The organism is Novosphingobium sp. TCA1 (genome assembly GCF_009811895.1).
Taxonomy (GTDB): Bacteria; Pseudomonadota; Alphaproteobacteria; order Sphingomonadales; family Sphingomonadaceae; genus Novosphingobium; species Novosphingobium panipatense_A.
Genome location: NZ_BLJH01000034.1, coordinates 16,927 through 40,628 on the forward strand (window position 1 = coordinate 16,927; position 23,702 = coordinate 40,628).

Genomic DNA, 23,702 nt, shown 5'->3' on the forward strand with positions numbered 1-23,702 from the left:
ACTTCTCCTTTTTGAATGCGTTGAAAATCCCGGAATGTCAGAGCTTGGGAATGTGATCGTAAAAATCCACCTGCATCTTCATCGGCCCTGTCGGCGTTACGAAATGCGGTTGCTGAGGGAGAATCAAGCCAGGCTGGTCAGGCGTCAGGACGATCTCCGAAGGTGGCTCGAGGTAGGTTAGCCGGAGTTCGCCCTCCAAAACCCGGATCACGCCCCAAACACCAGCCTTCGTGTCATGTCGCGCGCGCAAGGCAGCCGGCAGAGTGTCCTGGTTGAACACCGGCGTGGAACGGTAAGGCAAGATTTCAGCCATGGGTTTGCCCTGGTCGCTCGATGGCATCCTTACGTTCCGCGTTGGCGACCGATGCAGCACTCCGTTCCTCCAGTTGGAAGAACATCGCCAGTTGCAGGCTCTCGGCGATGCGCCGCGCCTTCGCTTGTAGCGCCGCTGCCGCTTCGGGCGTCATCCTGTCATTGGTCGTTTGAACCCAGAGTGCGAGCCAGCGCTCGAACAGCGCGGGCGTTATCCTGGCCTTATGCTCCAAATGGGCCGGCACCGGTTGCCCCTTGTATCGGCCACTGGTGAGCATGACGGAGGACCAGAACGCAGTCAGCTTCCCAAGATGCTCCGGCCAGTCATCGATCGCATCGTTGAAAATCGGCCCAAGCGCGGGATCGGCGCGGACCCGCGCGTAAAATTCCTCCACCAAAGGAGTCAGCTCTTCTTCTCTGATTTTCGAGACACCGTCCACGACTCGCGCTCCAATCATGTATATATAATACATCGATCATGATTGCGCATAAACGCAAGGCTAGCGCATATTTCCAGGTCGTCGGTCGCGGCGATGTACACAGCCTGAGAAACTGCTCAGCCCCGCTAGTTTAGCCTTGAATCCGAAACACGAAGGCATAGCATCAGCCAGCGACCCGAAGGAGTCTCGGTAAGACGTAGACACCTTTCCTTGCCCGCCCGTCAAAAGACGGGCGGGTTTTCTTTTCCGATTCCGTAGGACATTCGCTGGAACGCTAATCCGCGTGATCTGGCGCACTCGGAATTTTCAAACACCGTCACAAATACCTAATTGTGCGCAGCTCAAGATCTAATCACCCGATTTTCGCGATCAAGCGGCCGGCGGCACCCTGCTCTGCCGCCAGATTGCGATTATAGGCGAGCGGCATCCGGGGACTCTTCCAGCGTAGCGCATCCATGATCCCCGCCAGATCCTCGCCGCTCGCAAACAGATCCTGGTTCAAGCCCACCCGCGTCGAATGCGCGCTCACGCCCTTGAGCAACTGCGCCAGATCATCGGCGGTGAGGTCGCTCAGCGCGCCCTTGTCGAAGGCGCGCCGGATCATTGCCCGCCAGATCGGCCCGATCGAACCCGGGTGCAACGCCCCCTCTCCCACATCATATTCGGTGCGCGCCGGCACCACCGACTTCGGCAATGTCTTGCGCAGATCCCAGCTTTCGCGGCCAGAAATCGTCTCGATCCGCCGCCCCTTGACCGCGGCCCGCGCCTTGTAGCGGCGCACCTGCACCCGGCGAAACAGCGGTCCCTCCTCGATGTCGGCAGCCGCAGTCCAGGCGGCGATCGCCCGCACCGAGCGCGGGCTGAGGAACGCGGTCGCGCCCTTTCCCTCCTGATCGCCCTTGCTGCGCGAAATCGTCAGCAGCCGCGCCTCGGGATCGATGGCGTCCACAATGTGCTCGACCTCGACCGCGACCAGCTCGGAGGCGCGCAAGCCCGTGTCGTAGGCGACCGACAGCAAAGCCCGATCCCTGAGCCCCGGCAAATCATCCGCGCAGGCCTCAAGCAGCCCCCGCACATTAAGCCCCCGGGGTGCGTCCCGCTCGACATTGCGCACCGGCCCCTTGAACCGCAGCGGCCGCGCCTGGGCTTGCGTGCTGCCCTTCTCCCGGCGGATCGCGCGGAGCCGCAGCTTGACCAGCTCGGCCTGGGTGGGATCCTTGATGTCGAGCAGCTGGTGGATCTTGGCGATCGACGCCTTGTAGCGACCGAGCGAGGCGGGTTTCGCCCCCTGCCCTGCCCGGGCATCGAGATAGTCGGCGACCGTCTCGGGAGTCGCCGGCGAGGTCACGCGCCCGTTTCGGCGGCACCAATGGTCGAACGCCTCGATGTCGCTGGCAAGCGCGCGCAGGGAATGCGGCGAGGATGCCGCCTGATAGGCGGCGATCAGCTCGGCGTTGATCGTGATTGGCGATCGACAGTTCAGCTTGGTCACCTCCCAGGCGAGGTCGACGGCCTGTCGGCCTCGCCGGCTGCTGATGGGCGCTGGGAGGCTCATCTGGACAGCGCGACAATCTGGTCGAAGCTGTGCGGTTCGACCCCATAGATAGTCTCACGCGTCACGCGCCCATCAAAATCGCTCTGCCATGACCAGAATATCGTCTTTTCAGTTGTCGGACGCCAAAATAGAATGCAATGGCGCGCAGTTGTCGGACGCCAAAATAGAATGCAATGGCGCGCAGTTCTTCCGGTTTCGCGCGCCACAATAGACTGCATTCGGCCCGTATCGCAGCTGCTGGCAAATCACGCTACTGTTCGGAGAACCGCTTCGCCAGCCTGGCGCTCGCCCCGCTCTTTGCGGCTAGCTTTGATCCGTAGCGCAGCACCGTGCGCGCGTCGCGCCAACGGTAGGCCTGCATGATCGCGGGGAGATCCTCGCCTGCCGCAAAATTGTCCTGTGCCACGCCGACCCGGATCGAATGTGACGAGACCGCCGTGAGCCAGCGATCGCGTTCGGTTTCGCTCATCTCACCGAGCAGGCCCTTCTCCCAAGCCCGGCGAATGAGACGCTTATAAATGAGCGTGATGCTGTTGGGGTGAAGGCGCTCTGTGCCAATGCTGTCAATCGAGCCATCAAAGTGGGTCGTCACGCGACGCAGAAGCGGACCCTTGTCCACCCTGCCCACATCGCGCCAGCGCGCGATCGCCGCCATGGTCGCTGGAGAGAGGTAAGCCTCGGCTCCGACCTGCTTTCGGTCGGTCTTGCTCGAGGGGATGTGCAGCAGCCCGGCCCCCTCGCTATCTGGACCCTCGATATGGCCGACATCGATCGCCACCAGTTCGGACCGCCGCGCAGCGGTGTCGTAGGCAATGCGCAACATTGCTGCGTCGCGTAGCCCCAATTCGTCGCGGCGACAGGCCTTGAGCAGATGGGCGAGGCACACGCCAGAGGCGGGACTGTCGAGATCAGCGATGTCGCCCTTGAACCGGATGGCGCGCGCCTGCCTCTGGCGCACGCCGAGATGATTGCGCGCAGCCTTGCGCTCGAACCTGACCAGCGGGTCGGCGGTCGGATCCGTCAGCCCCGCCATCCGGTAGGCCCACCCGACATGGACGAGGTAGCGCTCAATCGTCGCCATGGCGCGGGTTTTCAGATCCGACGGATCGATCCCGGCAAGCGCACGGATCCAGGCAGCTACGTCGGCGGGTTCGGCCGAACCCGGCGCAATCCGGCGCGAGTGGCACCATTGCCCCCACAGGCCGAGGTCCGAGCGGAACGCGCGCCGGGTATTGACCGACCAGCCCCGCATCGCTGCTTCGAGCAAGGCCTCGTCGATACGACCGCCAGAAATGGCCCCCGACCCAATCAGGGAGCGGACATCGGCGACGAGATCGGCCGGGGCAGCGCTCAACGGGACGATGGCGCTGCCTGTGGCGGGTCTGGGGCGCTGTTTGGGCATGTACGCGACGATAACCGGACGATTCTTCAATGTATAGGGGCACGATAAGCAGCCATTATCAACACTAAGACGTAGGGCTCGTGGACTGAAGAACGGTTTCCGTCTAGTATCGCGTAATGAACCGCCCTCCCATGCCGCTCAGCGCGATCGCCTGGACCCCTGACCTTGTGAGCGCACTCGCCGACGCCAGCAGCGCGATCGGGCGGCTTGATGCTAGGATCTCCGCCACTGCGCTCGCTCCTGCCTGGCACCTGCGCGCCAGCTGGACCGGCTACGCCAAAGCGCTCAGCCTGCAACATCTCGAAATTGAGGAAATCGATATTATTTCGCGGCAATGTGGCCTTCAGCTGGCCGGAAGGCCGCGTCTTGAAACGGCAGGGGCTCCATTTTCCGCGCTTGAACCCTGGCGGAACCGGCTCGCCGAGAAAGAGGGCAGGCACTGGCGCGAGGATCTGCCGTTCAGCTTCGATCTGCCCGCAGGGTGGGACGAAGCCCCTGCCCTCGCACGCGCGCTCGCGCTGCTCGATGACTGGGCACGGCGCGACCGCACGATCACGCCGTGGCTGGCGTTCCCGATGGTTCTGCGGCGCATGGGGTTAACGCAGCGCACCTTGCCCTGCCTCGTCATGGGCGATCCCGGACAGCGCTTTGTGCAGGGTGACCGCCCTGCCCTGCTCAAGCGGCTGCTGAAGCAGCTACGCCGCAGCGCCGAGGACGGTCTGACCCGGCTAGAACGGCTCGAAGATACCGTGCAGCGAGGCGCGGCGACAATCGCCGCGCAGCATCGTCCCGGCAAGCTTGCCGACCTTGGCCGGCTCGCCCTCACCCGTCCCTGCCTGGCCGCTCGCTCACTCGCTCCCGAGCTCGACCTCACCGTGTCGGGCGCAGGCAAGCTACTCGAGCGTGCGACCCGCCTCGGCCTGCTGGTCGAAATATCCGGGCGCGGAACCTGGCGCTCCTATGTCACCCCCGACATCGCCGTCTCGCTCGGCTTGGTCGCTCCGATGCGGGGACGCCCCCGTCTAGTGCCTGCCCCCTCACCAACGCTGGATTCGGTCCTTGCAGCGTTTGATGCCGAATTGGCCGAGTTCGACACCCGCGTTGAAGGCCTTGGCGGGCCCGATCTCGCTGGTTCGACTATAAACAATTGATATAGCTTGGCAATTATGAGGCCGCCGGAAACGCCCCTTGCAGCGCGAAAACCGGCCTCGGGCTGCCCGGAGTATGCAAATGCCGTAAATGCGCTCCACGAGCTTCTCAGGGCAGATTTCGACATGATCGCCCATTCTGCCACCAAGGCGGCCCCGGATTGGCACCCTCACGAGGGAAATCGGCCAAATTGGGCTTCAACTTGAGCCTAGGCATCGCGGCGCACCCGCAGATGGGCATACGCGAGCACGAGGTCGAGCACGCCAGCGTCATGACTACCCGGCCGTAGACTGCCCTTGCTGATGCGCCAGCGACGCGGTGGCAGTTTCGGCGGCTGCAGTGTCATCACCTCTCGCCCTGGACGCCCGGGCAATTCCAGCGCCACCAATCGCTCGAATCCCCACGTCGCCTTGCCCACCCGGCTGTGCGCCAGTGCCAGCATCGCGATCCGATCGTGTGCGAAGTGAAACAGGTTCGCCTGAAAGCGATCCACATAGGCTTTCTTCTCCCCCTTGAACCGCTTGCGGCTTGCCCGCACGAGTGTGTCGACGCCCTCGGCGTTCCATTCGACCAAGCGCGGATGAGCCCCGAGCTTCCAGCGCAAACTCTCTGCGCGGGCCACCGCCCCGCTCAGCCACGAACCGACAGCCTGCTCCGACATCGCTCCATCCGCCACCGGCAGTGCACAGAGCGGGAGAGCGTGCACTTGGCACCGCCAGCTCATGCGCAAGATCCATTCCTTGCGGATGATTGGGGCCCGGCCATCCCGCAGGGCCTGCTGCCAGCAGAGCGGACAGACATATCGGCGCTGGCGGCGCGGCAGAACCACCGAAGCCTCGACGTTGAGGAAGGTTCCTTCGATCTGTTGGACCTCAATCTCAACCGCCCAGGCCAACTGACCAATCACTTGATACACGGCGAAGTACTGCTCATTGGACAAGCCGCATGTGCCGCGGGCCAGATCCAGGCTGGCAATCGCCGCTTCAAGACCAAGGTGCCGAAACAGCGCGGGTCGCGTGGTTTCGTGCGCGGCCGCAACCCGATCGATCCAGGAATCAAAGCACTCGTCGGCCTGCGGGCGGACCCGGAACGCCAGCGGCTGCGGCTCCAACGCCAGTACGGTCATCGCGCCGCATAGTTCGGCAGCAACACCGCCGCCTCGCGAATATCCGCGAATTCCACGCGCGCTCTGCCATGTCGATACGCCACTTTCTGGCCCCAGTGCAGCAGGCGCTTGAAGTTTCCGGTCACCCCAAGGCTTTGCTCCCAGAGAAAACCGGCGACCTCCGGCTCGGCAAGGCAATCCGGCTCGATCAGTCCCATCCCCTGCCCGAGTACCCGAATGAGACGTTGCGTCGGCGCTCCCTGTGGCCAGGGCTTAAGTCGCAAGATGATCGAGCGATAGGCAAGCTCGACGTCCTCGGTAAAGATATCGGCGGCGACGTCGAGTCCTGCGACCACCATCGGTACATTGCCCTCGCTCATTAGGAAGCGGAACGCATCAAGCGTATCGCGGCGCGCTCTCCCGCTGGCGGTGAGGATCGCATGAACATTGTCGATCCCGATGAGCCGGGTGTGTTGACGCCGCAAGAGTTCGACGACCTTAAGGTCTGCAATGCGGTGGGTCTTTCCGGTGATCGGCCAGCCTTGCTTCCACAGCAGGGTCAGGTTGATTTTGAGGGCGGTCGAACCCGAAGGGATGACGGTTCGCAGCATCGGTTGATAGCGGGCATCATCAATGCTGAGCGGCTCGGGAAAATCGTGGGCAATCCGGCGCTGGGCCTCGCGCAGAATCGAGGTTTTGCCCATGCCCGACTGCCCGACTGCCCGACCAATACCACACAGGTCGGCCGTTCGTCGGGTTCGTCATGGGCAAGTTCGACCAGAGTTTCGACATGCTGGCGGGCTTCATCGAAATCGATCCAGAAGGCCTGCGACAGCGCCGAACCGCCAGACATAGGGGCAGTCATTCGATCCGTTTCAGCCATGTATCTTCCCCCAACTCCGCCACGGGAAGCCAATGCGACGCGGGTTCTGCCGTGGCTTGCGCCGGTGCCGGCGTATGGGATGTTCCCTCGCGCTCCGCTCGTTTTCGGGCCTCACGGGCGCGCCGGGTCTTCGCAGTTGCAGAGAGAACATCGCTGCGATTGGCATGGATCAGGCGCGCGGCTTCGGCGCGCGCGCCGTTATCCTGATAGGCCCTGCCGGCCCGGAACCGTTCGTTCCGCGCCGCTTCCCATTCCGCCAGACTGACATCAGGATAATGCCCGACGACCGCTGCTGAGACGAACCCGCCCTCCACTTCCGGATAGACCTCCTGGATTGTGCGCTCGTCGAAGTGAACCATGACTTTCTGACCGATGTGGGATGCAAGGCTGGCGTGCCAGTACCGACGATAGCCAATCTGGATTCCGTAGGCCTTCACCGTTCGCTCAACCCATGGCAGGAAACGGCGGACGAGAGCCGTTTCGTCGAGGCCGAGCGGAACCAAAGGCCCTTGGCTCCTCGCCTCCTCGGCCCAAGCCTGCGCCGGCGCAAAGCCGCCCAAGCCTGCGTGCGGCTCGGCGTGATAGAGACAAATTGCCCGAACAAACCAGCGTTCAAACTCATCGATGGTCATCGCAGCGGCCGCACCAGCGTCATAACCGTCGCGCTTGGTGGCGTTTGCTCCCGTAGCACCGGGCAACAAGCGCATCTTGGCCATCATCGTTCCAATCAGGCGCTCGATATGGCCACCGAAATGCGCGGGGCCACGTGGCCTGACATCCGGATCGATGCCGTGGGAAAGGCACGCGGACCGAAAGGATTGTGCACGATGTGCTGCCGCGTGGTCAGCGTGTAGCCGCTTGAATAGCCCATGCATTGGGTAGTCGACATCAAGCTGTAACGCCTGCAAAAGGCTATGCTTTGGCAGGATCGCATTGGCGATCGCACGCCCGCATCGAAATATCGAGGGATCCCCAAAGCTCACATAGAAGCCAAGGATACATCGGGTCCGCACTTCGATTAGCAAGGTCACCCAAGGGCGCCCCAGCTCTTTGCGCTGCACGCTGTCGACAAGGATTACATCGGCCCGCGTATGATCCATCTGAACGAGGTCCAGGAAGCCCCGGCTTAGATACTCACCCGCATGCGGCTCATGTGCACTGCGCGTCTTCGAGCCCATCATGGTGCGTGCCCGCACCGGGTCCGATATCGCCGCAATCGCCCGCTCAATGCTGCGTTCGCTTGGCACTTCACTGGCTTCAAAACGATAATCGCCGTTGTCGGCGATTAGGAGTCCGCGAACCTGACGAGCAGTTTCCTTCATGCTCGCGCCGGCCTTGCGCAAGTGAATCTCGCCGATGAGCGTGTCGATCGCAGCCAGCACGGTTGGGCCACCACGTCGGCTTCCTGGTTTGGGTCCTTTGGGCAACGACGCCAACGATTCTGCGACGGGGTGATCTCGGAATCGCCGGGCGAGTTCGCGAATTCGTCGTTCCTTGAGTCCGGTTACGGTCGAAATTGCCACGACTGCCTGCGCCGTCAAAGGCGCATCAAGCGGAACGTACTGGCGAAACGCTGGATACAGCGCCGTGCCTGTTGCCAATGCAGCTTCTGAACGACGAGCCGAAGGCGGCGGCTTGCGTGCAATCATGGTGCTGAATTCCACCAGAAATTTCACGCTCAATGTCATCTATTATGGCACAGTGCGCAAATAGATTCGCACGTGCGTCATTGAATGCTGCGATACCTTTGATGTATCTGGTTGTTTTTACGTAATTTATGCTGCTTGCAGCCTTCTTTGGCCGGCGACAACCGTGGACCACCCTCCCCTGCTCTGGATACGCGACGGCTTCGATGCTGGCTGGTCGATTGCAGCTGGGGTAGGATCTGTACGAAGCGCAATGAGTTATCGGACGGGGGGATGGTGGTTTCTACCTGCCTGGCTCCCAGATGCTCCGGAGTACGACGTCGGACCGTTCCGGACCAAACGTGCCGCGTTCGCCGAGGCCGAACTCCAGTATCGCTCGCGCATGCCTGCAAGTGGAGACCGATGGGCGTCTCAGCCAGAGTTCGCAGAGACGCACGTGGAGGATGAATGATCGCGGGCCATGCAGCCGATCGGCTTCGATATATCTCCCCGTCAAAGCCCCCGGTTCGCTTGACGCTCAATCGAATTTCGCGACCGCCGGAGACCGCTCAGCTCAATTTACAGGGAAACCCCACGTCGCGAGTGCTGGCATATCACGGGGCATTTCCGCCGGATGAATTAGACCCGTGCTTCGGAGACCTGGCAGAGCACTCTGAAAAGACGTGCAAGGATCTGACGAAGCTTACTGCCCCCGATCGTGTCGCTGCCTCGTTGGTTCTGAAACGCGACCGAGGATTTCTCCATGGTCACGATTTTAGGTCGAAGTCCGTCAAGCGGCGTGCTCGCATCGTCGACGCGGCACCCCGTGCCGAGTCGGCAATTACCCTCTCCTCCCCTTTCAAATGCGGCCAGTTGCATCTGTTGGACTATACGAAGCCGTCCGATTGTTCGCTGGGTGAGTTGCTGATGCATCGAACCACCGTGTGTCTCAAGCCGCTTCATTCTCGATGAGTCGATCCATCGGCGCGCCATTGCCAAGATGAGCGAAAGGTTGGCCAAGGTCTCCCCCAGCAGATCAAAGGGTCGGAACAATTAATCAAGATCGCTGCGTCTCGAAACTGTGTGGGCCCTTCCGGGCATCGCGTATGATCTTATGGCAAACATGCCCTCTTCGGCCCGATAGCAGGAGACTCAAGGCGCCAACCACGCATCGTCCGGGAATCGGCCCTGTTTCGGCCTGGATTTCCCTAACCGATCACCTCGCCAGAAACGGCCGTCAGAGCGCATGGAAGACAATCTCCCACCCAATATGACCTTGGGGCACCCAACGCGCTCGTTGGGCTCCTGGAGGCAGATTTCAGAGGTTTCCTGTTTCGTTCCTCTCAAGCGCATGATTTGGGCCACTGTAGTTCCGCTTCAGTCGATACACTGGCTATCCTCACCCCGCTACATGCGAATGTCGGAGGAAACGATGCCGTCGCCGAAACGGCATCTCCGGTGGCAATCCAAAGGTTCATCACATGGCGTAGATCTATGCGGATGGTTGCCCCCTGCCTGTGACGCGACGCTACCACGATGGTCCTACTCGGTCGTGCTAAGGTGTTGTCAGGATCTCGGGGCGCTTACGACGATTGGTTGCGACGGTGATCGATCACATTGTTCCTTCCTTCCAGGTTGAATAACAATCGATGCGATGAACGCCACGTCATCAGTCGTCGACTTTCTCTCAGGCGGACCGCATGTCATGATCATGCCTCATCTGCTTGGCTGAACGGGTCAGCGAACCTCGCGCTTAGTAGCTTTGGTGCCCGCTATGCAGGTCAGTCTGCAAATTCCTGGTGTGATCGCACGTGCGGAAGCGTGTCGGGGCTTGCGCGCCAGCCTTTGGGTGAATTGCCGTGATCTGGCGTGGCATCAGCTGTTTGGGAATAAAGGGGTGAACATGCTGCCCTGCAATAGGCCTGACGCGGAGGGGGGCATGAACGACGTACTCGGGCGGTCAGTTGTCGGCGCCGGCGATTTCTGCCAGTTGAGCGGCTGAGTGCGTGGGCTTGAAGATCATAGGGCATCTCCCTCATTGGTTGCTTGTAAGCCGGATGGCAGACTATCGGGGATCGAACTCATACGATCCTGGCTTTGTCTATGCCGCCGACCGTGTGGGGAAAGTGAAGTGGCGTAACTCATCTATCATCTTCAATTTCCAAGGGAGAAGCTGCGCCGCAGGCGCGCGTTAATTCCTTTAGAAGGTAGATAGAAAGTTACCGCGCGACGGCTCCTGTTGCGACTCGGCTTAAATGCATGAGTCGCGAACTTCGCCCCGTTCCCAATATCCCGTGGAAGCGTTCTTGAAGTACCGCGATTCGCGTTCCCGTTATCCCGTGCAGGCGTTCCCGAAGTCCCGAAACGCGTTCCCAAAGTCCCGTGCTCTGTGACGTCTGAAACCCGCTTAACGAGGCCCGTAAAACGCGTTTTACGGCCGGAATTCTCCCTGATTTCCGCGCCTTTCGGGCGATCCAAAGTGCCTTTACCATGCCTGCCGCCCCCATATTGACCTCTTTGCGCAGTGCCAGTTCGACGGTGAACTAGGCCATGGGGTTGCTATCTGGCTGTTAGCGTCCGTGACCTTCGCACGGAACTTCAGGAACGGCCGCAATTGCGGAGGCCCCGTCTGACGCGGATGGCCGAGCCTTGATGGCCGAGGCCAGCTCAAATCTAGGCGCGCTGATCAGGCAGATGGCGCAAGCCACGGAACTTCAGCAACGGCGTTGTGCCGGGTTGGCCGGTGCCCACTTTGTTGGCCCCTCGACAAAGCGAGGTTCGTGCCGAGCTCTCACGGGATATAAGGAACGCACATATATGTCGGGAGAATTCCCCCTGCCCTCTCAGCTCCGCTCACTAGAGAGAACCTGGCTAGAGCCGACTTCTAGATTCGGCCAGTTCGGTCTGTCCCTAGTCGCAAAATGACGACCAAGAATGCGCATGGTCTCCTCGCTACCCGTGCCCCAGCCCCTAAACCGGACCACCCTCCCCTCACCTTCTCTCCCTTCCCCAACGGTTCTTTCGCGGCACGAACCACCCATCCGCGTCGTATCGAGATGTTTTCTTGTGCTGACTTCGTGGTCTCCAGGGCCCGCAACCCCGAGCGCCGTTCCGAAAGATCATTCGGCAGAGGGACGGGGGCCTAGCGCCAGCCGCCTGCTCGAAAAAGGCTGGCGTAGCGATGAAGCAGTCAGACCGAGGTAGCCCCAATAGAGAGGATCTCCTCCTTGCCACTTACCGTGGCCCGCCGTGCCTGGGATCTCTGAAAGCCTCCAGGCGGTACGAGCCGACGTACCGTCTCTGGGCAGAATCGCGGGAAATGAAGCTGCCTGCAGGTCCGTGCCATCCGGCCTGGCTGCACGGGGTGTGATGCAGGGGATGTCGTTATAGCGGTGCAGTGGAGGGCGGTACTTCGGGAACGCTTGTTCAGTCGCGGCCCGGATGCAGACCTGTTCCGCAGGAATGGGACGATCTGCCATGCCCGGTTGCCGGCCGGATCAAGAAAGACAACCTGACGGGGGGAGGAGGCGATCGCAGAGTGACCCGCCGGAGCAGCAGTCAGGGATGTTGTAGTTTGGGCTATGGCGCAGCCTAGGCGCTGCGCCGAAGGCGGGGGAGGGGCGGATAGGGCGCAGCAAGGTCATGCCGGGTCGAGGATAACGAACGGCGGGGCTCGATGCATTCCGGCATGGTCGCACGTACAGGTTCCAAACCACAACTGCGTTCCTGAAGTACCGCGAGCAGGGCAGGGGGAAATCCCCATTCCTCATAACGTCTGCGCAACCGTGCGCACCGATGCTGGGCCCGCCTCACATCGGGCTGAGATCAGGTGGCAGGTCGCTGTTTTGAGCAGAAGGTTGCGAAGATCTGAGCGATTTTGGGAGCGTCCGCTGCGATCTTTCGCTCGCGGAGGAATTGGCGAAAGTCGTTCGCGACAAGGCCATGGTCTCTTTGCGGGCTGGGCAGGTTGGCCCGCGCGATCGCACCGAATGCAGTATAGGCGATATGGCCCTCATGGGGGAAGGCCACGCCGGGCTCGGGGGAGGAATGCGCCTGGCGCGATCCCGTTTCACGCCCACTGGGAGGCGATGCAGGCTCTACGGCTGGAGCGGTCGAGCCTGAGCCTTGGCCGGACCCCGCCTCGTTGTCACTTGTCCGCTTGATCATGCGCAACATAGGCTCTGCACCGTCTCGCACCTCAAGCTGAAGTGCGTATCCTGGCAGAGCGTCTTCCTTGGCGATTTTTGCGAGTTCGAATTTGAACCGACGATAGTCGCCCTCGGCGCCACTCTTTTCAAAGAGGGTGGGCATTGAGATCGCAAAGCCATCAGCGCCCGCGCCACCGGCATGTTTGCGTGCAACACGGTAAAGCCAACGCTCTCTGCCACCGGTAAGCGAGAAGTAGGCAGGATCGATCGCCAGCACACCGCCTTCCATGAGCACGCCATCGTAGAACCACTTCGCAAGAGTGATCCTCATTCCGCGGATCATGCCCTTGCGGTCGCGGATCTGGCTGTGACTGTCGATCCACGAGAATGTCGTCTCGACGGCATCACCAGACCTGATGTTGGTCTTGACGGTCGTCGATTGCAGACGGTCGAGGGCATTGCCCAAAAGCTCGTACGTTCTGCCCCCCACATCACGCTTCAAAGTCTTGAGCATATCGTGCGGGACGACATGGAGCGTTTGAGGAATGTCATTTGTGCCGCGGCGCTTATGCTCGATGAGGACGGACGCGCAGTAGATCAGAATGTCCAGATCGTAGATCGTTGCCAGACCATACTCCGAGTTTGCGGAGACGTGGACGGTCACTTTCTTGTCCGGACTGACATAGTCGATGGGCTTGAGACGCTTGCGCTTCGAAAGCGAAAAGAACGGTCGCTCCATCGTCTCGCGCTGATCCCTGAGGGGCAGGGTGGTCAGTTGCGGGAGGAAGAGATCGACTTGCCGGTCTTCGCGCTGATCCTTGGACATTTGCCTTTTCCGCAGTGCCCGTAAAACGCGTTTTACAAGGGCATAAGTTTTTGTATTTTAAAGATTAATACCTGAATCTGCCACTCTTTCGAGCGTCATCGGGTGAATTTGGCCTTCTCAATCACCGGGCGCAGCGTTTCGAGAATGTCTTCGATTGATGTGCCCGATTGGGGATTGATATTGATGGTGATGCCCTTGGCCCGCGTATCGGAGAGCACCTCGCCGATGCGGGTTCCGGAGGTCGCGGTCAGGGTCGGTTTGGAGCGTGCAGCAGGCTTTGGCTTGGCAGGGGCGGTGGCGGCAGTCAGCCGCTCGACAACACGCGCTCCCTCGATCTTCTCCAGGCCCGCTTCACGGCGCTCCGATTGTTCGGCCGCTATAAGCCGGGCTTCGGCGAGAATGTCGTCGGCGCGTGCAGGATCCTTGAGGATAGGGGAGAGTCGCATGCCGTGCCGGACCTTGAGATCACCCGGATCTGCGAATGCTGCGACTATCTCGTCGGAGAGTTCGGCCAGCTGCAACAGATTGTGGAGGTTCTGCCGGGGTATAGCGAGCCGCTCGGCCATCTGTGTCCGGCCGCCGTTGTAGTAGGCGGTCACGGCGTGATGGTAGTTGCGAGCGCGCTCAAGATCCGTGACGTCCTCGCGTTCACGGTTCTCCAGATCGGCCAGCCTGAACGCAGCCTCGTCATCAAGCGTCTCGATGCGAGCTACGAGTTCGATGTCGGAGTGATTGTTGGCGTTGAGCCACGAGATCGAGAAGTGCCGGCGGGTGCCGACGATGAGCTCGTACGGGACCGTGGCCGGAGCCTTTGTACGCCGGATCACGACCGGTTCGCGGTTCGTGCCTTCCTCCCGGATGGAGTCGATCAGGCTGGCGCAGCGCTCATAGCTCAGTTGCGCATAATCACGCGCATTGCCAGGCCAGATGGTGCAATCGGACGGCTTGATACGGATCGTTATGCGCTTGACGGTCTTGGCGATCTCGTCGAGGCCAGCACCGCGCCGCTCCAGAAACGAAGGGGCAGGGGGGGGCGCAGGGGCATCGTCCGAGACGCGATCCTGCACCACGGAAGCGGCAGACGCTTCCGCTGCATCACTGATGATCGGCTTTGCAGCGCTGATGCTTTCAATTGCGTTTGCCAGCAGGCTGCGGCGCTTTCCTCCGGTGCTCATGCTGCCTCCGTCAGCCTGTCGGTACCAAGCTGGCCGATGCGGGAGGGCCACTGTTTGCAGATGTCCTTTTCGACCTCTCGGAAGACCATGTTGAGATTGTCACGGCAACGCACGTATGTCTGATGGGAGCCGTAAGGCTTGTTCACTTCGTAGATCGAGGACATCTGAAGCCCCGCATTCTTGATTTCCTCGGAAAGCAGGATGGGGGTCGAAAGCATCTGGCCAGCGTAGGTCTTTTCCATGACCTGCAGCATCTGGGCCTCGTTGGTGCGGTTGGGCTGGAACATGGTGCAGACAATTCGGATGAAGCCGTAGTCGATCGAGGTATCGAAGCGCGACACAAGGCTCATGGCCTCGCGACATGTCTGCATGAAGTGGATCGTTGACAGGTAATCAAGCTGACGGGCAGGTACAGGGATGAGCAGGCCGTCAGCCGCCGTCAGCGTGTTGACACCAAGGAAACCCATAGCCGGCGGCGGGTCGAGGATCACGACGTCGTAATCGTGGCGCACCTCCTCAAGGCCGATACGCAGCTTGCGGAATGCGCCGGCGATCGCAGTTGGGCCTTCCTCAATGGTCGCAGTGAGCTCCCACTCGGTATCCTGCAGGCCGAGGTTGGCCGGACAGATGTCTATGTTCGGCCAAGCGGTCGGTTGGATCGTCTTTCGGAAGGAATCGGCATCGTCGATACGCGGTGAAAGGAAGTTCGACAGCGTATGCGTTTCCTCGACCATGGCCTCGAGGTTGACGTCGAACATGACGCTCATCGAGGCCTGCGGATCGCAATCGACGACAAGGACGCGATATCCGCGCAGGCCAAGATAGTCAGCCAGGTGCTTGGCCGTGGTTGACTTGCTCACGCCCCCCTTAAAATTCTGGACCGCAAGGACGACCGCCCGTTCTTCAGGAAGCTTGCCCATCTTGATGCCGAGCGCCTCGCGGATGGCGATGAGGTCTTCAACGGTGTAGTACCGGCGACCATTGGATGCGGTCTTGGGCGCCGGGAGGCGGCCGCGTGCCTCAGCCTTGGAAAGTGCCTCGGGTGTCCGCCCGAGCAGTTCTGCAGCGACGGTGGCGCCCATCGATATGTTGAGCGTCTTACGGTCCGCCGGGTCGATCGCAGCCTGTCGCAGCACGCTCTTGGCGTTCTCGCATGAGCTGATCATTGCATCCAGAATTTGACCAGACAGCATGCAGGTGTCCTCTACTACAGGCCCGAATCATGAAGGTTCGGGAAAAATGCGGCGAAATGACCGATATTCCCGGACAGGTATCGCAAAAAGCCTGTGGTTAGTCAAACCTGCGCTCGGATGGCATTGAGGCAGGGACATAAGCCCCGACACGCTCGTTATACCGTGTCTCTCGTTGTTTTTGTCTTATCGGCCGTAACGCTCGCATGCCGTTTGAAGGTGGAAGGCAGGCTCGGCATGGCCTGCGTAGATTTCCTGGAGGAGCCAGGTGCGTTCGCTTCCCATTTCCTCGGCGCCAATAGTCCTGGACCAGTACCGCATGGCGGCGTCCCAGCGATAGCCGCGCGCCTTTAGCGCATCCTTCCCGTCATACGGCGCATCAACCGCGTTGACCTTGTAGCTGGCACTTTCAGAGGCGGCGATGAGCCTTGCCAGGATAGTCTTTCCACCTGCGGCGACGTGTCCCAACAGATAGATGAGTGCCAGGATGTCGTTCTGAGCCCGATGGCCTTCGAAGAACCAGCCGCGCTGGGCGACGAGGTAGCCAAGCGCTCGACCATCGAAGCCAAGCTCAAGCCAGTCGATTTCGGCCATCGAACATGCCCAGGGCCTACCCGCTATGGCGGGCAGACGCCGGTCTATGAAAGGTCGGTCAAAGGCAGCGTTGTGGGCGACGATGATGTCGGCCGAGGACATAAGCTCGATCGCCGCCTCGTCATCGATCCTCTGACCGGCAAGAATGTCATCGGTCAGCTGATCGACAACCTGTACGTGTCGAACCGCCGTCTCACGACTCTGAACGGCCAGATGCTGAGACTGGTCGAGCGCCACAAGGTGAAACGCGCCGATTTCCTCGATTCCTATCTCGGTCGTGAGCTCGACGATACCTGGGTCGCGGACATGGCGGGGCGCGACCATCGGCATGGCGCTTCCCGAGTTCCGCCGCATCGTCAACATGGTCCAGAAGGGCGCGCGCGAGGCGCGCATCGCCAAGAAGGAGATGGTCGAGGCGAACCTGCGTCTGGTGATCTCGATCGCCAAGAAATACATCAATCGCGGGCTGCAGTTCCTCGACCTGATACAGGAAGGTAACATCGGCCTGATGAAGGCGCTCGACAAGTTCGAGTACCGCCGCGGCTACAAGTTCTCGACTTATGCGACCTGGTGGATCCGGCAGGCGATCACCCGCTCGATCGCCGATCAGGCCCGCACGATCCGCATCCCGGTTCACATGATCGAGACGATCAACAAGCTGGTCCGCGCCAACCGCCGCTTCCTGCACGAGCATGGCCGCGAGCCCACGCCCGAGGAGATGGCCGAGCAGCTCTCAATGCCGCTCGAGAAGGTCAAGCGCGTGCTGAAGATCGCGAAGGAGCCGGTGTCACTCGAAAGTCCGGTGGGCGACGAGGAAGACAGCTCCCTGGGTGACTTCATCCGGGACGAGAACGCGGTGATCCCGGTGGACGCGGCGATCGAGGCGAACCTCAAGGAGATGATCACGCGCACCCTAGCGTCGCTCACACCGCGCGAGGAACGCGTTCTGCGCATGCGCTTCGGCATCGGCATGAACACCGATCATACCCTCGAGGAAGTCGGCCAGCAGTTCTCGGTAACTCGTGAACGCATCCGCCAGATTGAGGCGAAGGCACTGCGCAAGCTCAAGCACCCTAGCCGGTCGCGCATCATGCGTGCTTTCCTCGACTGATAGTGTTCTCAGCTTTGGGGGTATGGGAAGACATGACGTCAAAATTCAGAACGCCGAAGGAGCAAGTCGTTCGCGATGTGCTGGAGAAGCACGCTTGTCCGGTTCCTTACCATGAAGTGCGCACGCGATTTCTCGGAGCAATCGCCTCACCGTTGATGGCGGCTTCGCCGCTGCCAGTGGTGAAGGCGCTGTGGGGCGGCGAATTTCCGCCGTTCGATTCCATGGGTGATCTCAATCGCCTGATCGATGTGCTGATCAATCAGCTTTGGAACAGCCTGACCAAGCATAATAGCCGTACAGCGCCCTTCAGGCTTTACCGGCTTGATCTCGAGCCGTCGGCTGAGAATCTTGCGAGGTACGCCCGAGTGCGCCGACAGGAGCTGGAAGGCTTTGTTGAAGGTCTGTTCGGTGGTCATGAAACCCTCGACCTGCCGGAGCGAGCCCACACGTCTCTGGGGCACCTTGGTGAACTTCGCGCGATGATGGGCGGCATTGAGGACCTGGTCGCGCGCGACATCCAGGCGGAAAGCCGAACCCAGCTCGAGACGACCTTCAGACACGTGCGCGAACTCACCAAAATCATGGAAACCGAAATCCATGAGGCTGTGTTGTCTTGCGCCCGGGCTCGACATAAGATGCTCAAGGGATCTACGCTCACGAAACCCGTCATGCACTGACCGTGCAACCAGCCCGGATCGAGTTGAGACTTTGGCTTCCAAGAAAACCCTGAACGCGAAGAACCTTGAGGAGTTGGGGGCAGCTCGCCTCGCCCAACTGCTGATCGAAATCAGCACGGGAAATGCCCTCGCCAAGCGTCGCCTGCGCCTGGAGCTTGCCGGCGCACAATGCCCGGGGGAGGTGGCGTGTGAAGTGGACAAAAGGCTCAGCCAGATCCGGCGATCGCGATCCTTCGTCGACTGGCAGAACCGTAAAGCCCTGATCGCGGATCTTCAGACGCAAAGGAAGGCCATTGTCGAGCAGGTCGCTCAATCGGACCCTGCGGAGGGTCTGGCATTGATGTGGCGCTTTCTTGGTCTGGCCAGTTCCATCTTCGGGCGCTGTGATGACAGCAGCGGGATGGTCATTGCCATTTTCCACGAGGCTGTCGCGGATCTGGCGGAGATCGCCGTGCGGGCAAATCCCAGGCCGGAGGTGCTGGGTGACGCGGTCTATGATGCATTGACCGCCAATGAGTATGGCCAGTACGACGACCTGATCGGCACCCTTGCTCCCGTTCTGGGAGAGCGCGGGCTTACCTATCTGCGCGGTCGCATGACTGCGCTGGCGAAGACGCCTCTCAAAAGGCCGGCAGGCAAGGATCGGGTAGCCGTCGGCTGGGCATCGAGCGGCGCCATCTACCAAGATGAGATTGACGAGCGCAGCCGGGATAGCACGGTGAAGCTCGCGCTTATGGAGATCGCTGACGCATTGGGCGATGTCGATGCGTTCATCGCGCAGTATGACGAACCCACCCGCAAGGTGCCCCGGATCGCGGCTGAAATTGCCAATCGCCTCGTCGCCGCGGATCGTGCTGACGATGCCCTTCAAATCCTTGATGAGGCAACGCAGAACAATCCCAGTCATTCCAGATTCGATTGGCCGGACTTCAAATGGGTTGATGCAAGGATCGCCGTTCTGGACGCATTGGGCAGGGGGCGTGAGGCACAGGACATGCGCTGGTCCTGTTTCGAAAGTTCGCTGTCGTCCGGGCACTTGCGTGAATACCTCAAGCAGCTGTCCGATTTCGAGGACATCGATGCTGAGACGCGTGCCTTCGACCACGCGCAAACCTGCAACAGCGTTCTTGGTGCACTGTCGTTCTTCGTGGCATGGCCGAAGCTTGACCGGGCCGCCGGCCTTGTAATCGGTCGCCTCGAGAAGATCGACGGCGACCATTACGAAATCCTAACGCCTGCCGCTGACGCGCTTTCGGCGAAGTATCCTTTGGCGGCGAGCCTCGTGCTGCGCGCCATGATCGATTTCACCCTGATCCATGCCCGGTCAACGCGTTACAAGCACGCTGCTCGTCATCTCCTCGAGTGCGCCAGTCTCTCGCGACAAATCCCCGATTTTGGCGCGCATGAATCTCACACCGATTATGCAGCGACGTTGCGCAAGCTGCACGGGCGCAAGAGCGGGTTCTGGGGCCTCGTCGATTGACATGGCCCCGCCCCAGATGACCGAATGTATAGCAAGGCCGAGAATCGCGTCAGTTCACGCGGCGGAGAGTACATACCGATCGTGCACAGTCGGATTGATGTAACGTTGCCAATGCAATTGCTGTTTCAGGCGGCGCGCAATACGTCGCGGGCGGCATCGGGCAGTCTGGCGATGACCGACAGATAGGCGCTGGCGGTGGCGTCGGGCTGACGACGGCCCTGTTCCCAACCTTTCAGGGTCGCCAGAGGGATCCGATAGGCGCTCGCGAAAGCCTGCTGCGACATGCCCAGCTCTTCTCGGAGAGAACGTACATCCGGAACCTCGATGCTATGGGCACGTGCCACGCTGCCCTTGCCCTGGGCATGGGCGGCGGCTTTTTCCATCGCCGAGATCAGCTCTTTCCCAACATCCGACATCGCTACTGCTCCTTTGACCCACCGTGGCTTCAATGGTCGCTGCAAAGGCGGTCACTTCCCGATTTTCGCCCGCACCCTTTTGTAGTCGGGCCACATCTTCCCCGCCGACCGGGCACAAACCTGACCTGACCGGAAGAAATCGGCACATCTTGAACAAATTCAGCAGGTCCGTTGCGACCATCCTTTTCTCGGTGCGTTCATGGGTTCGATGCCTGAAACCGAAAGCTCCCTTCTCGTTGCCGCCAATCGCCTGCACCATCGCGGGTTCACGACCCCGATCATGTATTGCCGGGACGAAGACGTTCTGATCGGCCGGATTGAGGGCATAGCGCACGACGTTTCCTGGCGCACCGTTGACCTGGTGGCTTTCAAGAGCGCGTTCATGGCCCACGTCGACGCTTACCTTCAAGGACAAGGCCGGCCGGTCCACGCAGATCGAGGGGCTGCGCGCGTTCGTCTGGTGTGAGTGCCGCGCGTGGCAACAAGTGAATGAGCCAGCAAGGCTCATTCGGCGTGAAAAGGATCATGAAATGCTTGAACACGTACCTGCCTGGCTGGGCAAATTGCTCAAGGATGTCCGCGCCGGACACGCGAAACTGGCAATTGTTCGCGAAGACGTGGGTGAGCGCCTGTTTCCCTTGTCGAGCTCCGCGTTCGCTGACGGTCAGCGCCTCCCGATCAGGTTTACGGCCGACGGGGAAGGCATTTCGCCGCCGCTGAGCTGGGGACCTCTCCCCGCAGGGACCGCGTCGTTGGCGCTGCTGGTCGAAGATCCCGACGCACCGGCCCCTTATCCCCTCGTGCATGCCGTTGTCTGGAATATCCCGCCCGATGTTGGAGGATTGCCCGAGGGGGCGATCGTGCCTGACGGGGACGGCGCAGCGCATGGCAGCGACGTTGGACGAAACAGCTATCTCGCCGAAGGCTGGCTGCCGCCAGATCCTCCGAAAGGCCACGGTACGCACGATTATGTGTTCCAGCTTTTCGCGCTCTCCGAGGTTCCTGTCCTTGAAGCCAACCCGGGGCGCTCCGCGTTCCTCGAGGCGATACACGGTAAAGTCCTTGCTGCCGGCTTCCTGATCGGGACCTACTCCCGCGATGAGCCGGCAAGTTCGGGTGCCGCCGGAGCCGGGCTGCGGCCGGCGGGAGTCTGATCCACCATGATCGACGACAATGACCGGGCCTGGATGGGTGAGGCCATTGACCTGGCAAAATCGAAAGGGACAGCGCCACAGGATACGCCGATCGCGGCCATCATCGTGCTGAATGGTCGCGAGCTGTCCCGTGCGGTCAACAAGACCGAGGAGACTTGCGACGCGACGGCGCACGCCGAAATGATGGCTTTTCGCGGGGCAGGGCCGACGCACGGCGACATGGACCTTCGCGGCGCGACGCTCTACTCGACCCTGCAGCCGTGCGGCATGTGCACGATGGCCTCGATCTGGGCCAAGGTGGGTCGCATAGTCTACGGTGCGGGTCGTGACGACGTTCACCAGATGTATTTCGAAGACCGCCACCTCGACACCATGGACTTTATCAAGGATGCGTTTCGTGACGACCTTGAACTCGAAGGCGGATGTCTGCGGGCGGAATGCGCCGCCCTATACTTCGCGCCGGACGACGAGGTTCCGATGGAGCAACAGGGCAATCTCTGAACCGCGAAGATGGCGAGGGCCGGCGGCCGAGCATAGAAGACTATCCTCTCGCAGGAGTTGAGCCATGTGTAATCGCGCACGCATGAAAGGTGAGATCGAGACGATCTGGGGATTTGTCGCCGAGCTGTTTAGCGAGCGCCCGCGCGACAATCGCTTCGATCCGCAAGAGCTACGGCCCAAGGGAAGAGCATACGTCATCCGGGAACAGGATGGGGTGCGGGCATGGGACGTCATGAACTGGGATGTTCTTGGCGGCAAGGCTGCTTGGCCGATGACCAACGTTCGCAACCTTTCCCTCCCGCAATGGCGGCGGCTCGCCGACCGGCCGGAAAACCGGTGTGTTGTACCGCTCGCCGAGTTCTGCGAATTCACGCCCGACAAACACGACCTTTGCGATCGCAAGCCGCCGCTCAAAGGCGAGATGTGGTTTTCGGTTATAGATCAGCCTGTCTTCGCGGTGGCCGGGTTCTGGCAGCAAACCGGAGAGGGGAACGGCTTCACCATGGTGACGTGCAACGCCAATTCGCTGGTCGTACCGATCCACCCCAAGGCAATGGTGACGATCCTCGATCCTGACGACGTCGATATATGGCTCCGGGGCTCGTACGATGAGATCCGGTCGCTTCAGCGCCCCTTTGAAGCTGAGAAAATGACGGTGCGTGGCCCGGTTTTCCCGACGCGAAATCCTCCAACCTCGCTGCCCAGTTAAGCGAGGGTACTAATCTTCGTCCGGCAGGGACATCCCGAGGTCAGGTCGTCGCACGCGAAAGAGCCCGCATTACAGGATCGGTCACGACATAGACCGCCTGTCGCTTCGCGCCGCGATTGTGGTGGTCAACCCGGAAGCCCTGGTAGTGCCTTTTGACCAGTCCGGCTCGGACCAATTCGCTCACGGCCCGACTGACGTTTGTGCGACCTGAAATGCGGATACGCTCCAGCACCTTCTCATCAACCAAACGCTGCGCGTCATGAGGATCCGCAGGTAGGGCACCCGCATCCTCGAGCATCTGGCGAACCCGACCTTCGATCGAAAGACGTCGCGGGTCGCGCTGAGCGACGGGCATCAATGCATGGCAAAGCCAGTCGCGAACCGGCACTCGCAAATCACCGTCGAGAACATAGGGCCCAGCAGAACCGGTGCGTTGACTGGCTTCGACAAGCAGGTTGAGCACCATGAACGCGTAGCGCGGGCGTTTGCAACTGGTGGAAAGGCGCTCGAGGATGGAGACGGTGGTAGTGGGGGGCGGCGCAGCGAGACGCACCGGTTCGGAAGGTTTGCTGTCGCGGAAAAGATCGGCCTGGAACATTTCATGAATCAAGCACGGCCGACACCAGATGTGAATCCCTTTCCCGCGTAATAAGGCAGATGGGACATTCGTGTCACTTTACCGGCGGTAAAGTGACAGGCGAGGTTCTTAGCTGGTGCCTGCGCGCTGCGATAGAATGGCTTTGTCATCAACTCAGTGTGACCGATGGGGGGGTAAATCAAATAGGGAGAGTGGATGTGAAACCTCTGGCTGTAGCCATACGGCGAAAGCGATCCCCGCTTCGTTACCATGTCCGATAAGTGTCCTTCACGGACAGCACAAACCAGGCTATGAGGCGAGGGGTTTTTGTCGGTTTCAGGATACGACCGGACTCCCCGCCACCGCTGAATTTTCGCTACCAGCCCCGCAAGAATACGGCCGGATTCAGGGAAGAATACCGCCGGCCGCCAATGTGCTGCGCGGCAGAGTTCCGGCATTTTCAGGGGCACTTCCTGGCGGTATCCGCAGGCTACGGCCGGCCGGGGCAGGGGCCTCTCTCAAGTTCCGTACACTCGGCTAAAATGAACGGGGCGGTAGACGCCTGTCCTACTGAGGGGTGATGGTCAAAGGCAGCTTACGCGTCTACCTTACGGGGGCAACCGAACGGTTGACCTCGTTAGATGGATTGTGACAGATGCCCCTTATTGGC

19 protein-coding genes and 1 pseudogene are annotated in these 23,702 nt (G+C 60.8%); 7 read left to right on the plus strand and 13 right to left on the minus strand.

Annotated features, from left to right (window positions below; translation table 11 throughout):
• Window positions 1-37 precede the first annotated feature (37 nt).
• From NTCA1_RS24090 to NTCA1_RS24105, 4 genes are all read right to left on the minus strand, one after another.
• Window positions 38-313 carry a DUF1971 domain-containing protein gene (locus NTCA1_RS24090; RefSeq protein WP_004206958.1) on the minus strand — a complete coding sequence of 92 codons (276 nt, stop codon included), beginning with the start codon at window positions 311-313 and terminating at the stop codon, window positions 38-40.
• Window positions 306-785, minus strand: a complete 480-nt coding sequence (locus NTCA1_RS24095) for a group III truncated hemoglobin (protein WP_133085113.1) — start codon at window positions 783-785, stop codon at window positions 306-308. Before NTCA1_RS24095 ends, NTCA1_RS24090 begins: the two co-directional genes overlap by 8 nt.
• 319 nt (window positions 786-1,104) lie before the next feature.
• Entirely contained in the window at window positions 1,105-2,307 is a 1,203-nt protein-coding gene (locus NTCA1_RS24100) for a tyrosine-type recombinase/integrase (protein WP_036526778.1), read from the minus strand.
• Window positions 2,308-2,557: 250 nt separating this feature from the next.
• Complete coding sequence (locus NTCA1_RS24105; protein ID WP_133085172.1) at window positions 2,558-3,709, minus strand: tyrosine-type recombinase/integrase; 1,152 nt, start codon at window positions 3,707-3,709, stop codon at window positions 2,558-2,560.
• A gap of 116 nt (window positions 3,710-3,825) precedes the next feature.
• On the opposite strand from NTCA1_RS24105, the gene NTCA1_RS24110 reads away from it, so the two are divergent.
• Entirely contained in the window at window positions 3,826-4,860 is a 1,035-nt protein-coding gene (locus NTCA1_RS24110) for a hypothetical protein (RefSeq protein ID WP_133085114.1), read from the plus strand.
• A 206-nt stretch (window positions 4,861-5,066) separates the two neighbouring features.
• Here the strand turns inward: NTCA1_RS24110 and NTCA1_RS24115 are convergent, their stop codons facing one another.
• The 7 genes from NTCA1_RS24115 to NTCA1_RS28815 all read right to left on the minus strand — a co-directional run bounded on the left by NTCA1_RS24115 (window position 5,067) and on the right by NTCA1_RS28815 (window position 16,674).
• Complete coding sequence (locus tag NTCA1_RS24115; protein ID WP_021235287.1) at window positions 5,067-5,984, minus strand: TniQ family protein; 918 nt, start codon at window positions 5,982-5,984, stop codon at window positions 5,067-5,069.
• On the minus strand, window positions 5,981-6,667 hold the full coding sequence (locus NTCA1_RS24120; protein ID WP_236549544.1) for a TniB family NTP-binding protein: 687 nt from the start codon (window positions 6,665-6,667) through the stop codon (window positions 5,981-5,983). Before NTCA1_RS24120 ends, NTCA1_RS24115 begins: the two co-directional genes overlap by 4 nt.
• Before the next feature lie 157 nt (window positions 6,668-6,824).
• Complete coding sequence (locus NTCA1_RS24125; protein WP_236549545.1) at window positions 6,825-8,522, minus strand: Mu transposase C-terminal domain-containing protein; 1,698 nt, start codon at window positions 8,520-8,522, stop codon at window positions 6,825-6,827.
• Window positions 8,523-12,296: 3,774 nt separating this feature from the next.
• A complete protein-coding gene (locus NTCA1_RS24130) occupies window positions 12,297-13,445 on the minus strand; it encodes a replication initiator protein A (RefSeq protein WP_133085115.1) in 1,149 nt (382 codons plus the stop codon).
• A gap of 95 nt (window positions 13,446-13,540) precedes the next feature.
• Window positions 13,541-14,620, minus strand: a complete 1,080-nt coding sequence (locus NTCA1_RS24135; RefSeq protein WP_133085116.1) for a ParB/RepB/Spo0J family partition protein — start codon at window positions 14,618-14,620, stop codon at window positions 13,541-13,543.
• On the minus strand, window positions 14,617-15,813 hold the full coding sequence (locus tag NTCA1_RS24140; RefSeq protein WP_133085117.1) for an AAA family ATPase: 1,197 nt from the start codon (window positions 15,811-15,813) through the stop codon (window positions 14,617-14,619). The genes NTCA1_RS24135 and NTCA1_RS24140 overlap by 4 nt, the downstream gene beginning before the upstream one ends.
• 183 nt (window positions 15,814-15,996) lie before the next feature.
• Window positions 15,997-16,674: a hypothetical protein gene (locus NTCA1_RS28815; protein WP_236549546.1), complete on the minus strand. Its 678-nt coding sequence runs from the start codon at window positions 16,672-16,674 to the stop codon at window positions 15,997-15,999.
• Here NTCA1_RS28815 and rpoD point away from each other — a divergent pair.
• From rpoD to NTCA1_RS24160, 3 genes and pseudogenes are all read left to right on the plus strand, one after another.
• Window positions 16,555-17,515: pseudogene (rpoD, locus tag NTCA1_RS24150) on the plus strand (RNA polymerase sigma factor RpoD); the annotation flags it as partial. The gene NTCA1_RS28815 and the pseudogene rpoD sit on opposite strands and share 120 nt — an antisense overlap.
• A gap of 32 nt (window positions 17,516-17,547) precedes the next feature.
• A complete protein-coding gene (locus tag NTCA1_RS24155; protein ID WP_133085118.1) occupies window positions 17,548-18,192 on the plus strand; it encodes a hypothetical protein in 645 nt (214 codons plus the stop codon).
• Window positions 18,193-18,223: 31 nt separating this feature from the next.
• Complete coding sequence (locus NTCA1_RS24160; protein WP_133085119.1) at window positions 18,224-19,675, plus strand: DUF6880 family protein; 1,452 nt, start codon at window positions 18,224-18,226, stop codon at window positions 19,673-19,675.
• A 125-nt stretch (window positions 19,676-19,800) separates the two neighbouring features.
• Here the strand turns inward: NTCA1_RS24160 and NTCA1_RS24165 are convergent, their stop codons facing one another.
• On the minus strand, window positions 19,801-20,091 hold the full coding sequence (locus tag NTCA1_RS24165; RefSeq protein WP_133085120.1) for a DNA-binding transcriptional regulator: 291 nt from the start codon (window positions 20,089-20,091) through the stop codon (window positions 19,801-19,803).
• Between the two features lie 530 nt (window positions 20,092-20,621).
• On the opposite strand from NTCA1_RS24165, the gene NTCA1_RS24170 reads away from it, so the two are divergent.
• From NTCA1_RS24170 to NTCA1_RS24180, 3 genes are all read left to right on the plus strand, one after another.
• Window positions 20,622-21,245 (plus strand): YbhB/YbcL family Raf kinase inhibitor-like protein, encoded by a 624-nt coding sequence (locus NTCA1_RS24170; protein WP_133085174.1) that lies wholly within the window; start codon window positions 20,622-20,624, stop codon window positions 21,243-21,245.
• Window positions 21,246-21,251: 6 nt separating this feature from the next.
• Complete coding sequence (locus tag NTCA1_RS24175) at window positions 21,252-21,746, plus strand: nucleoside deaminase (protein WP_133085121.1); 495 nt, start codon at window positions 21,252-21,254, stop codon at window positions 21,744-21,746.
• A 64-nt stretch (window positions 21,747-21,810) separates the two neighbouring features.
• Entirely contained in the window at window positions 21,811-22,455 is a 645-nt protein-coding gene (locus NTCA1_RS24180; RefSeq protein WP_133085122.1) for an SOS response-associated peptidase family protein, read from the plus strand.
• Between the two features lie 40 nt (window positions 22,456-22,495).
• On the opposite strand, the gene NTCA1_RS24185 is transcribed toward NTCA1_RS24180, so the two are convergent.
• Entirely contained in the window at window positions 22,496-23,053 is a 558-nt protein-coding gene (locus NTCA1_RS24185; RefSeq protein WP_133085123.1) for a hypothetical protein, read from the minus strand.
• Between the last annotated feature and the right edge of the window lie 649 nt (window positions 23,054-23,702).